Here is a 13,991-nt window from a genome sequence, read left to right as displayed (position 1 = left end):
TCACTATTTACCACTCAACTCCGCAAAATATTTGTGAAACAGAGGGATGGTCTCAATACCCTTGTAGTAGTTAAAAATATCATATTTCTCGTTTGGCGAATGCAATGCATCGCTATCCAGCCCAAAGCCCATCAGCACAGTTTTAATGCCTAATTCGGCCTCAAAAAGGGCTACAATTGGAATACTGCCGCCACCACGTGTTGGGATAGGGTCTTTTCCAAATGATTCAGCTATTGCTTTCTGTGCAGCTTTAAATGCAATGCTATCTGTAGGTGTTACAACAGGCTCACCGCCATGATGCGGGGTAACTTTAACTTTTACATACGGGGGAGCTATCTTCTTAAAATGATCAGTAAACAGTTTAGTTATTTTGTCAGACCCCTGGTTAGGAACAAGTCGCATCGAGATTTTGGCATTCGCTTTTGATGGCAATACTGTTTTAGCACCTTCGCCAATATATCCGCCCCAAATACCGTTCACTTCCAATGTAGGTCGTGTGCCGGTACGTTCAAAGGTAGAATAACCTTTTTCTCCCCATAATGCGTCTACTCCAAGGTCTTTTTTATATTCATCCTCGTTATAAGGGGCATTATTTAGTGCTTTGCGCTCTTCAGAAGTAAGATCAAGCACATCATCATAAAACCCGGGTATGGTAATATGATTATTTTCATCATGAAGCGAGGCTATCATTTTTGCAAGTATAGTAGCCGGATTAGCCACCGCACCACCATACACACCCGAATGCAGGTCGCGGTTAGGACCGGTTACTTCAACTTCAAGGTAGGATAATCCTCTAAGTCCGGTTTCTAAAGAAGGATTTTCCATGCTGATCATCGAAGTATCTGATATAAGTACAACATCAGCTTTCAGCCGTTCTTTATTTGCTTTTACAAAAATGCCCAGATTCGATGAGCCAACCTCTTCTTCGCCTTCTATCATGAACTTAATGTTGCATGGTAATCCACCGTTTTGGATCATCAATTCAAAAGCTTTTACATGCATGTAAAACTGGCCTTTATCGTCACAGGCACCGCGTGCATATATTTTACCATCACGTACAGTTGGTTCAAAGGGAGGTGTTTTCCAAAGTTCAAGAGGATCAGGCGGTTGAACATCGTAATGTCCATAAACCAAAACCGTTGGTTTTGACGGATCAACTAGTTTTTCGCCATAAACTATCGGGTAACCGGCAGTTTCACATATCTCTACATTATCGGCACCGGCATCACGTAATTTTTGTGCTGTATAGCTGGCTGTTTTAAGTACAGCTGCTTTATATTTTGGGTCAGCGCTAACTGAAGGGAAGCGTAATAATTCAAATAATTCATCTAAAAAGCGCTGTTTATTGTGCTCTACATATTGCTTGATATCTTGCATAATTATCAATTTGAAGCAAATATAGCTTTTATGAGAATAGTCAGATTTATTTGGAAATGTTTTATGCGGAAATTCCACGTAATTTCCTAAAAACCATAATTGGCAGAAGAGATTTAAAAGGGCTGTAATTTATAGGTGGATGGGTGTTGCCTTATAATTATAAATGCTACTATGTTCAAAACACTGCATAACATTTCCATTGACTTAAAACCTTATTTTTAAGTCAATAAATCCAGGTTTGGCTTTATCCGGAGAAATTATTGCATATGTATCAATTGCTCAATACATATGCAATCCCAATATCAGTATCTTAAAGTAAATTATTGATATTGAGTCAGTTGCTAATTGTTATTGATTAGTCAGCAGTACCTAACTGAGTTTTGTCATGAGCTACCTTAGCGCTTCTTGCATCAGCAGTAGCTAGTGAAGTTCTGCTGTCAGCGGTAGCTAGCGAAGTTCTGCTGTCAGCAGTAGCTAGCGAAGTTCTGCTGTCAGCAGTAGCTAGCGAAGTTCTGCTGGCAACAGCAGTATCAGTTTTAGAGGTGAATGCTGATAATGTTCCAATGCTCGCGATTAATAGTGCTCCAAAGATTACCTTTTTCATGTGAATGTGATTAATGGTTATAGAATTTGATGGTTAATAAATTTCTGTTATTGATTAGTCAGCAGTACCTAACTGAGTTTTGTCATGAGCTACCTTAGCGCTTCTTGCATCAGCAGTAGCTAGTGAAGTTCTGCTGTCTGCAGTAGCTAGCGAAGTTCTGCTGTCTGCAGTAGCTAGCGAAGTTCTGCTGGCAACAGTATCATGTTTGCTTTTAGCTGAATCTTTTTTAATTGTAGTGAACGATGATAACGCGCCTGCGCTTAAAACAACAAGGGTAACGTAGATTAATTTTTTCATGCTTTGAATGTTAATTATTGAATGGTTGTATATCTAAATGGTTAATTTATTCTACTTAATTAAAACACCCTGTTTTTTTAACTTATTTACCCTCTTTTCCGCAATTCAATTAAAACCTGGTATTGCTCAGAACTTGTTGCATTTTTCTTAATTATATAAACTTTATAAGTTATTAATAGCCTGTTTTTTATCGTTTATTGGTTTTTTTGCTATTTTGGCCCTTTTTTAATATAAATCGTGTTAAAAATTTAACACAAAAGAAACAAAAACGTAATCAAAAAACGGCTTATAAAAAGCTATTAATTAATAGTTTACACTCATTAACTAAAGTAACTAGAACAAATATAATGAAGTTTCCAACAAATAAAAATTTTACTAAAAAAATATTTAACGCATCATTTTTAAATCTTTTACGTATTAGGGTTTATTGTTTTGACTTTAACGCAGCTTGTAAGCCTGTCCCTGAATTAATGAAAAGAGTTTATTTACTTGTGTTTTTTCTGTTTATCTCTTTATGCAGAGTGTATGCTGGCATATCTATTGTCGGTAACCAGGATACAGCACAGGTGAACTTATTGAACAGGCAGGGCTTCAGTATCCATTTAACAGATCACGAGGAAACTATCAAAAAAGCTCAACAAGCCCTGGAATTAGCTCAAAAATTAGATTATAAAAATGGCATAGCCGAATCCTACAGAATATTGGGGATTGGCGAATTTTATTCTAATAATACTACTTCGGCAATTGCTGACTATCTGAATGCATTGTCGTACTTCAAACGGGCTAATAACCTGCTTGGGCAAGCGAGTGTATATAATAATATAGGAAACCTTTATTTGGATATTGACTATGATTCGTCATTGGAATATTTACAAAAAGGATTAAAAATGGCCCAGCAATTGGGGAATGAAAAGTTAACAGCCAAAGCTTATCTGAATATCGGGAATGTTTACCTGAAGAAAAAGAATTTTTCTCTTTCATTAGAGTATTATGATAAAAGCCGGAAACTATTTGATAAAATAAATGACCCTGTAAGTTTGATTTTAATTCTTCAAAATACCGGTGTCATAAATTACAAGTTAAAACAATATGATAAGGCGACGCAGCTATTGCTTGAGGCCAACCGCGAGGCAAAAAACAAAGATATGAACACGTCGATAGGGAAAATTGACCTGTCACTTTCATCATTATATATTGAAAGAAAAATGTATGCTGAAGCTGCGAAGTTTCTGGAAGAGGGGATTGGTTATGCCCAGGTTACCAAAGATGAAGACCTGGTGGCTGATTTTACTTATAATTTATATGAATTGGAATCCGGCAGGAAAAATTATCAGCAGGCCTTAACCCACTTACATTCCATTTATAAAAGAGATAGTATACTACAAACCGGTACGCTGGCTTCTGATTTAACCTTGATGAAGAAACAACAGGATCAGCAGGAGAAGCAAAGGGAAAATGAATTAATTATTGAAAAACAAAAAAATGACCGGGTAAAGTTCTGGTGGGCTGCATCGTGTTCAGGTATGCTGTTAATAGTGATAGCATTGTTATTTGGTAACGTGAAACGTAAAGCAAAGACCAATGCAAGGCTTACGGAGTTGAATGGCGAGGTCTCAAGGCAAAAAGATAACCTTGACCGCATTAATCATCACCTTGAAGAAATAATAGACGAGCGTACGCGCGATCTTCAGATTAAAAATAAAAAGCTATCCGAATATTCATCTTATTTATCGCATCAGATACGTGGCCCTATAGCCACCCTTAAAGGTTTAATGAACCTGGAAAAAGAAGGCCTTGTCGATCAGCGCGAATGTATTAACATGATGGATAAATGCGTATCAGATATTGATGACAAGATAATCGATATGACTGATATCCTTCACGACCCAAAGCGTACCAGCTTTTAGGTCATTAGTCAATCGTCACGTCAACAGTCTTTAGTCATAAGTCTTAAGTCAATTGTGTGCTTTTCTGACTCCAGACTTTCGACTTAGGACTAAACGTCAATTCATAATTGACACATTAGTAGTTCTTTCAGGACTCATAACTTAAAACCACAATCACGGCCAGTTAGAATGTATTTGTGCTTCTATCAATCCAAGATAAACACAATACCACGAGATCATTTGCAATATCAGCAAATTGCGGTGCTTATTGTTGTAGCCCTCGGTTTCAAAAGCAAGAGTTTCGTCACCAGCTGTTACAAAGTATCTTACTTCCCCTTTTTTGGGTGTAAGCTTTGATTTTAAAAGATCAAATACCTTGATCTTTAATTTACTTTTAGGGTCATGAATGGTTTCTTTCTTTAAAGCACCATTTTTTGGAATGGAAACAAGGAAATTTAGCATCACAATTATACATAGGTGTAATAATAGTGATACAATAGTTACTCCAAAATTCCTTTTAGAGGTGATAGTTTTAATTATTTAGTGCCTATTTTATTCAGTCTTAATTTTAAATTGTAAAAATTAAGATTATTTCCTTATATTTAATATAAGCAAATAATCTCACGTCCATTTTTGTATAATAAATGGATAAATTAAATTACAATGTAGGGTTTACTAAACAATTGGCTGACTAAACAGCAATTGAACTCTTGTTACGAAGTTCTTCATACAATTCAATCACTTTGCGCTGTAAGTTTGCAATTTCAGCTTCACGGTCAGTAAGTTTCTTTTGGATAAGATTAAGGTGTGAAGGTGCAATTTCAACTTGTTCGTTGTCTACAGTTAGTAATTGAACTACGCTTACTTCATAAATGTTTGCGATTTGTTCAAGACGTGATAAGTTGACATCAGTAACGCCGGTTTCAATTTTTGAAAAGGCAGGGATCGAAATACCCAAACGATTAGCGATATCTTCTTGGCTCCAGCCATGTTGATGACGTAATATACGGATACTTTTACCAATAGACTTGTTGGTTGTTTTTTTGTTTAGATCGCTCATGTTAGTTTAGTGTCAATAGTTTAAGGGTTGGAACATTATACCAAACTACGTGCCATTGTTTTTTATAGTTAAATCCAGGCGATTTTACTTATAAAGCAATGAATTTGGGCAATCCATGGGGAAATTATTCTACAAATGCGAAAAAAATCTAAATAAAATTTAATTAATCCTTAATGAATTAATGTATTTAGCAATAGTGTTTCCTCTGATTGAGTATTTAAAAATGCTATAAACAATTAGTTAATTATTAACAATCCGCAGTTTAGCAAATTTTAACAATAATTGTTTTTGACCTATTTCTTTGAAGAATATGGTAGCTTTTATATCAGGTTTATTGCCTTCGAGACTTATCACTTTGCCATAGCCAAAACGCTCGTGTTCTACTTCCATTCCGACTTGCAGGTTCCCGGTATCAGAAGGTGCAAAACCGGCTGACGGCACATGGGCCTTTGCCAGTATAGAAGTAGTTTTAACCGGTGTTGTAGCCGGCTTTGGTTTTGAGAACGTATCCGTATTTCGCTTGTTCCATGAATTACGTTCGTCGTCAAAAAATGGATTATTGCTGGCCGTCGGCTTGGCGGTAAAATCCAGTTCCAGGTAGCGGGCATCAATCTCATCCAAAAAACGGCTCGGTTCGCAACTGATCAGCGTACCAAACTTAAAGCGTGAGGTAGCATAGCTGATGGTCAGTTTACTTTCGGCGCGTGTTACAGCCACGTAAAACAAACGCCTTTCTTCCTCCAGGTCACTGCGCGAATTAAGTGACATTTGCGATGGGAAAAGGTTTTCCTCAAGCCCGACCACATTTACATGCGAAAATTCCAGTCCCTTGGATGAGTGTATGGTCATTAAAGAGACCGTATCGACATCTTTATCATCGCCTTTATCATCATTGGTTAAAAGGGCCACGTCCTGCATAAAAACTTCTAGTCCTTTTTCTTCGATGTCTTCCCTTTCTGAAAATTCCTTAATACCATTCAATAACTCCTGGATGTTCTCGTAACGGTTCAATCCTTCTACAGATTTATCCTCGTAAAGATCTTTGAGCATACCTGCATGCTGCGCAATATGTAAGGCAGCATCGTAGGCAGATAGTGTTTTAGTGATCACCTGGAAACTTTGTATCATCGTACCAAAAACACCAACAGACGCCGAACTGCGACCATCAAGGTATTTGGATGGTTCAATAACAACTTCCCAGGGAGTTATCTGGTGTTGGTCTGCACTCAGGATGATTCTGTCAATCGTAGTATCACCTATACCTCTGCGCGGGTAATTGATCACCCTTTTCAAAGCTTCCTCATCATTTGGATTGATCGTAAGTCTGAAATAAGCTATTAAGTCCTTAATTTCTTTACGCTGATAAAAGGATTGCCCCCCATAGATTTTATAAGGGATATTCAACTTGCGCAAAGCCTCTTCCATTGAGCGGGACTGGGCATTGGTGCGGTACAGTATAGCGAAGTTGTTCCACTTTAATCCTTTGGTCGATCTTTCCTGCATTATACCTTCAGCAACTATCTTACCTTCCTCATTATCGCTGAAGGCTCGCATTACTTTTATTTTATCGCCTTCCTCTTTTTTAGAAAACACTTCCTTTTTAAGCTGCTCCTTATTATTGGCGATGATGCTGTTGGCAACATTTACAATATTCTGGGTAGAGCGATAGTTCTGCTCCAGCTTAAATATTTTCAGGTCAGGATAATCCTTCTCAAAATTCAATATGTTTTGGATATTTGCGCCACGGAACGCATAGATACTTTGCGCATCGTCCCCAACCACACAAATATTCTCATTAACAGCTGCCAGTTTTTTAACAATGAGGTATTGTGAAAAGTTAGTATCCTGATACTCATCCACCATCAGGTACTTAAACTTGTGCTGGTATTTGTTTAGCACTTCTGGGTTTTCCTTCAGTAGCCTGTTGGTCTGGAAAAGCAGATCATCAAAATCCATAGCTCCGGCCCTGTAACAGCGACTGGCATAGGTCTTATATATTTCACCTAATTGCCCGCGCCCGGTGGAGAAATCATCAGCCTGTATCTGTTCGTTCTGCATATATTCCTGCCAGGATATAAGGTTGTTTTTGGCGGCCGATATACGGTTGTACACAAAATTTGGATTATACAGCTTATCATCGAGGCTCATCTCTTTTAAAATAGCCCTGATCACACTTTTGCTATCATCTGTATCGTAAATGGTGAAATTGTTTGGATAACCTATCTTATCAGCCTCTACACGCAATAATTTGGCAAAAACCGAGTGAAAGGTGCCCATCCATATATTTTTAGCCTCAGCGCCTACAACGTGCATAATACGCTCGCGCATTTCTTTGGCGGCTTTATTGGTAAAGGTGAGTACCAGTATATTAAAAGCATCAACACCGCTGGCTATCAGGTGTGCCACACGCATGGTGATTACCCTTGTTTTTCCCGAACCTGCGCCTGCAATGATCATCACCGGTCCCTTGGCCTGCAGTACTGCGTCCCGCTGAGCCGGGTTTAATCCTTGTAAATAATCCAAAATCTTTTCCTCTTTTCTATGTCTGCGAAATTAAATTTTTAAGGCGAAAGGAAGAAGAATGATTTCGGAATTCGGATGTTCGATTTCGGATTTTATCTATTCTGCTCTTGCAAAGCCTCAAAAGGGGGCCGCGAGAACTAAAAAGGTAAAACATCTAATTTGTAAGCCAGACGGCAGATTTATATATTTGCTAGTCATAATCAATTCTTAAAGTGAATAGGAAAAAGGAATCCTTATATCGTAAAGAAAATAAAGTGTCTTTAAGTTGCAAATACTATGTGGTTAAGGGTGGTGATTTTCGACATGAACGCAACACTAAGCAATTCCTAAATAATGAAGCCTCACACGCCCCTATGCATAGTGGACAATTCGGATATGATTATACTCCCTTGTTCAAATTTTTATTGTCGAAAGTTGGTAAAGACTGGGATGAGGTATTTAGTGAAGCCAATTCACGATTAGACAAACAAGAACCTATCTTTTGGATGGTTGCAATACATGCTCACGAAAAAAAAGATATAATTAGATGCGGTGAAAGCTCGTATTATTCCGGACTATTTGTTGATGAAAATGGCTTATTGCAAAAAGTTAATCCCGTAGCCAACGTTGATCATCTTAAACCTGCATGGTTCGAGACAATTAGTTTTAATGGCGAAGCTGTGTAAAGCTCCTGCGCTAGCGGAGGGCTCAAGAGGGCTTTGCCGTTTCGGATGTTCGATTCCAGATTTATTATTTGACCCCCGCAGTTTCTCTTTGCATAGGGTAAGGAAAAGAATAAACCAGTTGTTGAAATACCCATTGACCATTCTGCAGAATGAGGGTGCCTGTTAGCCTGATCTGATATCTAACATCCAAACCCCCTTTTTCAATTTCATTTATAAGGTTTGAAGATTCCTGTGCCAGAGCTAATAATTTCAGACGGTTATCCGTTTCCTTTTTAAGAATGTTATTTATCTGACCCATCCCATAACCATAGGCTATCTCTTTATTGGGAAACTGCAAATAAGCCGTTCCGGCCATAGCAAACAAATAAACATTGCCCGCTTTTTGTAAGTTTAGTTTAGTTGTATCTATAGACAAGTTAAGCCAGTAAGCCCAGTCATTTTTTATGAGGTTTTTTGCTGCGCTTATTCCTGAGACCCATTCTTCTGATCCGGTTCCCAAAACGAAAATATCCTTTGCGAATAAATGGTTGCCAAAACTTTCAGTCATTGTGGTGTCGCGTTTACTATAACCGGCTTGAAAGTCTCTGAATACTTTTTTGATGGCGGGAATGTCCTGTGCAAAACTAAAGCAGGGCAATAACAGCAGGAAGCTGATTGCAAGTAATTTGTATGGTGAGTTTGTTTTCATAGCGTTTATGACAAACGCTGAAAAGAAAAGGTTACAGCAGGCTATAACTTATTTATTAACAACAATTTAGAATACGTTATAAATAAAAAGACCGGATCTCTTAAACCCGGTCTTTAATATATTTAGGAATTACCTTTCAGCTTTCGCCTTTATCCTTTCACCTTATTTAGCGGGCGCTTTCCAAACATTATTTTTCAGATCGATATCAGGTAATTCCCTGTTTGGATCTAAAACAATGCTTTTTATGGCTGATTTGGATGGATATTTAAATTTCCATACACCACCACGTTGCCAAACGTTTACCGGCAAGTGCAGGGTTTCGGTAGCGCCATTTTCCTGAGTAATCAACAGGTCAACAGGCATTGCCATTTTCTCTTTATTTACTAAAGTGATGATAGCGCCTTGAGTCGGATCATTTTTTACATAATCAACCGCTTGTACAGCCTGATCGATTTTCCAGGTAGTAAAGAACCATGATTTCCAGAACCAGTTCAGGTCTTCGCCCGAAGCATCATTCATAGATCGGAAGAAATCATAAGGAAGCGGGTGCTTAAGCGCCCAGTGTTTAATATACTCATTGAAAGCATAATCAAAACGGTCCGGACCTAAAACCACATTACGCAGCATATCCAAACCTAAAGCTGTCTTAACATAATACTGACCATAATCTCTTAAGCCGATCGCCTCAGGCGGGGTCATAAGCGGGTCTTTACTGTTTTTGAATTGACGCAAAATGGCTTGAGCACGTTTTGCAGTATCATTGTATTCGCCGTGGTTGAATTGCTCGGTAGCGTATTCGTTAATAAAGGTGTTAAAGCCTTCATCCTGCCACATATATTTACGTTCGTTTGAGCCAACGATCATCGGGAACCAGTTGTGACCAATTTCATGAGTAACATCACCCCAAAGATTGCCGTTTTTTAAATTGCTTAAGCAGAAGATAATACCCGGATATTCCATACCTAAAGCCACACCTGATACACTTACTGCGGAGTTCCATGGATATTCGAAATATTTTTTAGAGTATATCTCCATGCTGTATTTCAAGTACTCGGTTGAACGTCCCCATGAATCATTTCCGGCACTTTCAACAGGGTAGGTTGACATTGCAATACCTTTTCTCCCTGAAGGAAAATTCACTCTTGCTGCATCCCATATAAATGCTTTTGATGCTGCCCATGATACATCACGGCTGTTCAGCATTTTAAAGTGCCAGGTTTTGTTGCCTGTAGCGTTATCGTTTTTACCAATTTCTTCAGGTTTAATGATCATTACGGTTTTATCGCTGTTGCGTGCTGTGGCCAAACGTGTTTGCTCAGTAGCTGAAAGCACCTGCGCACCGTTTTGCAGATCACCTGAACCAACTACAGTCATATTCGCAGGGGCAGTGACGTAATAATCAAAATTGCCGTATTCGCAATAGAATTCACCCAGTCCCATATATGGTAAAGTATTCCATCCTTCTACATCATCATACACACACATGCGTGGGTACCATTGTGCAATTTCGTATACATAGCCGTCTTTAAACTTCTTGCGACCCATACGGTCAGCACCATAAAATGGTATCGAAAAGCTGTAGTTTACTTTAACGGATATTTTATCACCCTTTGAACCAAGTGGAGTACGCAAGCGAACCTGCATGCGTGCATCGGTAATCACTGGTTGAACAATATAAGTTTGATTTTTATAAGTTACAGATACCGAAGCAATATGATAACCACCAAGACTGAATCCTTTTACGTCGAAACGGTCGCCGGTGTAAGGCGTAACATCCGCACCGCGTGAATCAGGTTTAAATAAATTCTGATCGAGTTGCAGCCATAAATGATCTAACTGGTCGGGGCTGTTATTGGTATAGGCAATGGTTACCTCACCATTGATGGTAGTATCCTGTTGTGCTTCGTTAAGTGTTGCTTTGATTGTATAATCAGCACGGTTTTGCCAGTAATGTTCGCCTGGGTTGCCATTTGCCGATCTTGTATTACCACTTGTAACAGGCCAGGTAATAGGGCCAAAAAGATCCTGGTGGTCGTATTTAATGGAGTCAGTTGCGCTTTGGGCAGATGCATTGATCGCAAGCAGCAACATGAGGCCAATACCCGCCGCGTGGTTTAATTTAAAACAGTTCATTATTGAGATTTTGATAATTTGGGCGCAAATAAAACAAATTAATTTGAAGATGTATTAATTTGAATCTGTTAAAAATTGGGAATGTGATAATTGCACATTTTTAAAACTTTCAGATTACAAAATTCTTAGATTGAATATGCAACTTCGCGTACTATTTTTTTATCTATGAATCGTCTAGCTAATTCCGCTTCGCCTTATTTATTACAACACGCTCATAACCCTGTTGACTGGTACCCCTGGGGACCGGAAGCACTTCAAAAAGCCAGGGATGAAAATAAGCTGATCCTGGTAAGTATTGGCTATTCAGCCTGCCATTGGTGCCATGTGATGGAACATGAAAGTTTTGAGGATGAGAAGGTAGCTGCGGTAATGAATGAATACTTTGTATGTATTAAGGTGGATAGGGAAGAGCGACCCGATGTTGACCAGATCTACATGAGTGCCATACAGTTAATGACCGGCAGGGGCGGCTGGCCGCTAAATTGTATCTGCCTGCCCGATCAGAGGCCGATTTATGGAGGTACATATTTTCGAAAAAATGATTGGGTAAGCCTGTTATTTAACTTAGCTGATTTCTATAAACAAAAACCTGATGAAGCAGAAGACTATGCTGTAAAATTAACAGAGGGTATCAGGCAATACGAGTCGGTTCAATTTATAGAAACCCAATCTGAATACAGTCGCAAAGACTTAACAGATATATTAAACAACTGGGAACGCTATTTTGATAAAAAAGAAGGAGGAATGGGATCATCACCAAAATTCCCAATGCCTAATAACTGGCAGTTTCTGATGCGGTATGCGCATTTAATGGAGGATGAAAGCGTTGCAAAGCAAGTGAAGTTGACACTGCATAAAATGGCTTTCGGCGGGATTTACGATCATATCGGTGGCGGATTTGCAAGGTACTCGGTAGATGGACGCTGGCATGTGCCACATTTTGAGAAAATGCTTTACGATAATGCTCAACTGGTGAGTTTATATTCAGAAGCATCAGTATGGCAACATGATCCACTTTATTTCCAAATTATTGATGAAACGATAAACTTTATAAAACGCGAATTGACTTCTCCCGATGGTGGTTTCTATTCTGCTCTTGATGCAGACAGTGAAGGAGTAGAAGGCAAATTCTACACTTTTACCAAAGATGAAATTGAAGCGATATTAGGTGAAGATGCTGACTTGTTTTGCATCTATTATCACGTTACTGACGATGGTAATTGGGAAGAAGAAAATACCAATGTGTTTTTCAGGAATGAAAGTGATCTGCAATTAGCAGAAAAGCTTGGGCTGACTATAAACGAACTTACTTCTAAAATAAACCCATCCCGGGACAAAGTTTTAGAAGCACGCAGTAAAAGGGTAAGACCAGGTTTAGATTATAAAATTCTGACTTCCTGGAACGGGTTGATGTTGAAAGGCCTTTGTGAAGCGTACCGCGCATTTAATAAGCCTGAATATCTTGAACTGGCTTTACAAAATGCAGGCTTTATAATGGACAATATGATTAGTTTGGGAGGGAGGTTGATCCGTATATATAACGATAAGGATACTTCTGTATCGGGCAATAGTTGGAAGGGTGCATTTTTGGATGATTACGCAAACCTTGCAGACGCCCTCATCGCTTTGTACGAAGTGACGTTTGATGAGCAATGGCTTCATACCGCAAAAAAATTGACCGATCAGTCTATCGCACATTATTATGATGCGGGAAAAGGCATCTTTTTTTATACTGCAGATGACGACGAACAACTCATCGCCCGCAAATCAGAAATTATGGATAGCGTGACACCTGCGTCCAATTCGGTAATGGCAAATAATCTGAAAAAACTGGGCTTGCTGTTTGATAATGAAGGCTATCTTGATATATCGGCACAGCTTCTTCGAAATGTGGCACCGCAGATGGCAAAGTATGGGTCTTCTTATTCCAACTGGTGTATGCTGTTATTGAATGAGATATTCGGAACAAACGAAGTTGCTATAACCGGCGAACAAGCTGAACAAAAAAGGATTGAATTAGAAAAAACGTACATCCCTAACAAAATTATGTTGGGCGGTAAAAAAGGAAGTTTACCTTTGCTGCAAGACAAGTTTGCAGCTACCACGCGCATATTCATTTGTAAGGACAAAACCTGTGGTTTACCATCTGAAAATATCGAAGAGGCATTAAAACAAATTTGGAATTAAAATACTTATCAAAAAAAAGATAGAATGAAGATTGAACCACAACACGTAGTGTCATTAACTTACGACCTGTATGTTAAGCAGGAAGATGGCACTGAGGCTTTAGTAGAAAGCGCTACTGAAGAGCAGCCCCTTACTTTTTTGTATGGAGCAGGGCAGATGTTGCCTAAATTTGAGGAAAATCTGAGCGCCCTTTCTACAGGTGACAAATATGATTTCCATCTTGCGGCTGACGATGCTTATGGTCATTATGATGACGAAGCTGTTGCTAACCTGCCTAAAGAAATGTTTAAAGGAACTGAAATTCCTGAGATAGGCAGTGTATTGCCTTTACAGGATAATAATGGTAATCATTTCCAGGGACAGGTAGTATCTATCGCCGAGGATTCTGTTATAGTTGATCTTAACCACCCGATGGCCGGTCAGGATCTGCATTTTAAAGGCAACATTCTTAATGTACGCCCTGCAACTCCTGAAGAGTTATCTCATGGTCATGCGCATGGTCCGGACGGACACCATCACCATTAATATTTAGATATCATATGTTGAACGCTGAATTTTGAAGTTTTTCTTC

12 protein-coding genes are annotated in these 13,991 nt (G+C 38.8%); 4 read left to right on the top strand and 8 right to left on the bottom strand.

Annotated features, from left to right (window positions below; genetic code table 11):
* Positions 1 to 3: 3 nt before the first annotated feature.
* The 3 genes from ACPPVU_RS18660 to ACPPVU_RS18650 form a co-directional block, all read right to left on the bottom strand.
* Positions 4 to 1,377, bottom strand: coding sequence for a dipeptidase (locus tag ACPPVU_RS18660; RefSeq protein WP_426668127.1), 1,374 nt, complete (start codon positions 1,375 to 1,377; stop codon positions 4 to 6).
* Between the two features lie 355 nt (positions 1,378 to 1,732).
* Positions 1,733 to 1,981, bottom strand: coding sequence for a hypothetical protein (locus tag ACPPVU_RS18655; protein WP_426668126.1), 249 nt, complete (start codon positions 1,979 to 1,981; stop codon positions 1,733 to 1,735).
* Between the two features lie 54 nt (positions 1,982 to 2,035).
* Positions 2,036 to 2,278, bottom strand: a complete 243-nt coding sequence (locus ACPPVU_RS18650; RefSeq protein ID WP_426668125.1) for a hypothetical protein — start codon at positions 2,276 to 2,278, stop codon at positions 2,036 to 2,038.
* Between the two features lie 470 nt (positions 2,279 to 2,748).
* Here ACPPVU_RS18650 and ACPPVU_RS18645 point away from each other — a divergent pair, with 470 nt between their 5' ends.
* The gene (locus ACPPVU_RS18645) at positions 2,749 to 4,185 is read left to right on the top strand and encodes a tetratricopeptide repeat protein (RefSeq protein ID WP_426668124.1); all 1,437 of its coding nucleotides are present in this window, start codon (positions 2,749 to 2,751) and stop codon (positions 4,183 to 4,185) included.
* 153 nt (positions 4,186 to 4,338) lie between these two features.
* Here the strand turns inward: ACPPVU_RS18645 and ACPPVU_RS18640 are convergent, their stop codons facing one another.
* The 3 genes from ACPPVU_RS18640 to ACPPVU_RS18630 all read right to left on the bottom strand — a co-directional run bounded on the left by ACPPVU_RS18640 (position 4,339) and on the right by ACPPVU_RS18630 (position 7,747).
* Positions 4,339 to 4,626, bottom strand: a complete 288-nt coding sequence (locus ACPPVU_RS18640) for a hypothetical protein (RefSeq protein ID WP_426668122.1) — start codon at positions 4,624 to 4,626, stop codon at positions 4,339 to 4,341.
* A gap of 229 nt (positions 4,627 to 4,855) precedes the next feature.
* Positions 4,856 to 5,224: a helix-turn-helix domain-containing protein gene (locus ACPPVU_RS18635; protein ID WP_426668120.1), complete on the bottom strand. Its 369-nt coding sequence runs from the start codon at positions 5,222 to 5,224 to the stop codon at positions 4,856 to 4,858.
* A 240-nt stretch (positions 5,225 to 5,464) separates the two neighbouring features.
* Positions 5,465 to 7,747 carry an ATP-dependent helicase gene (locus ACPPVU_RS18630; protein WP_426668118.1) on the bottom strand — a complete coding sequence of 761 codons (2,283 nt, stop codon included), beginning with the start codon at positions 7,745 to 7,747 and terminating at the stop codon, positions 5,465 to 5,467.
* 212 nt (positions 7,748 to 7,959) lie between these two features.
* Here ACPPVU_RS18630 and ACPPVU_RS18625 point away from each other — a divergent pair, with 212 nt between their 5' ends.
* Complete coding sequence (locus ACPPVU_RS18625) at positions 7,960 to 8,412, top strand: hypothetical protein (RefSeq protein ID WP_426668117.1); 453 nt, start codon at positions 7,960 to 7,962, stop codon at positions 8,410 to 8,412.
* A 64-nt stretch (positions 8,413 to 8,476) separates the two neighbouring features.
* Here ACPPVU_RS18625 and ACPPVU_RS18620 read toward each other — a convergent pair whose 3' ends face one another.
* Complete coding sequence (locus ACPPVU_RS18620; RefSeq protein ID WP_426668116.1) at positions 8,477 to 9,100, bottom strand: hypothetical protein; 624 nt, start codon at positions 9,098 to 9,100, stop codon at positions 8,477 to 8,479.
* Positions 9,101 to 9,262: 162 nt separating this feature from the next.
* Complete coding sequence (locus ACPPVU_RS18615; protein ID WP_426668115.1) at positions 9,263 to 11,233, bottom strand: M1 family metallopeptidase; 1,971 nt, start codon at positions 11,231 to 11,233, stop codon at positions 9,263 to 9,265.
* A gap of 165 nt (positions 11,234 to 11,398) precedes the next feature.
* On the opposite strand from ACPPVU_RS18615, the gene ACPPVU_RS18610 reads away from it, so the two are divergent.
* Entirely contained in the window at positions 11,399 to 13,420 is a 2,022-nt protein-coding gene (locus ACPPVU_RS18610; protein ID WP_426668114.1) for a thioredoxin domain-containing protein, read from the top strand.
* A gap of 24 nt (positions 13,421 to 13,444) precedes the next feature.
* Positions 13,445 to 13,945: an FKBP-type peptidyl-prolyl cis-trans isomerase gene (locus ACPPVU_RS18605; RefSeq protein WP_426668112.1), complete on the top strand. Its 501-nt coding sequence runs from the start codon at positions 13,445 to 13,447 to the stop codon at positions 13,943 to 13,945.
* Positions 13,946 to 13,991 lie beyond the last annotated feature (46 nt).

Origin of the sequence: Mucilaginibacter sp. McL0603, from assembly GCF_049992945.1 — a bacterium.
GTDB lineage: Bacteria > Bacteroidota > Bacteroidia > Sphingobacteriales > Sphingobacteriaceae > Mucilaginibacter.
Note: the sequence above shows the minus strand (reverse complement) of the source record. Positions and strands in the feature narration are given on the sequence as shown.

Bases quoted from the DNA above. Each gene is read 5' to 3' on its own strand.
- ACPPVU_RS18650 (WP_426668125.1), bottom strand. From the start codon at position 2,278: ATGAAAAAATTAATCTACGTTACCCTTGTTGTTTTAAGCGCAGGCGCG.
- ACPPVU_RS18645 (WP_426668124.1), top strand. From the start codon at position 2,749: ATGAAAAGAGTTTATTTACTTGTGTTTTTTCTGTTTATCTCTTTATGC.
- ACPPVU_RS18605 (WP_426668112.1), top strand. From the start codon at position 13,445: ATGAAGATTGAACCACAACACGTAGTGTCATTAACTTACGACCTGTAT.
- ACPPVU_RS18610 (WP_426668114.1), top strand. From the start codon at position 11,399: ATGAATCGTCTAGCTAATTCCGCTTCGCCTTATTTATTACAACACGCT.
- ACPPVU_RS18620 (WP_426668116.1), bottom strand. From the start codon at position 9,100: ATGAAAACAAACTCACCATACAAATTACTTGCAATCAGCTTCCTGCTG.
- ACPPVU_RS18635 (WP_426668120.1), bottom strand. From the start codon at position 5,224: ATGAGCGATCTAAACAAAAAAACAACCAACAAGTCTATTGGTAAAAGT.
- ACPPVU_RS18655 (WP_426668126.1), bottom strand. From the start codon at position 1,981: ATGAAAAAGGTAATCTTTGGAGCACTATTAATCGCGAGCATTGGAACA.
- ACPPVU_RS18640 (WP_426668122.1), bottom strand. From the start codon at position 4,626: ATGCTAAATTTCCTTGTTTCCATTCCAAAAAATGGTGCTTTAAAGAAA.
- ACPPVU_RS18615 (WP_426668115.1), bottom strand. From the start codon at position 11,233: ATGAACTGTTTTAAATTAAACCACGCGGCGGGTATTGGCCTCATGTTG.
- ACPPVU_RS18660 (WP_426668127.1), bottom strand. From the start codon at position 1,377: ATGCAAGATATCAAGCAATATGTAGAGCACAATAAACAGCGCTTTTTA.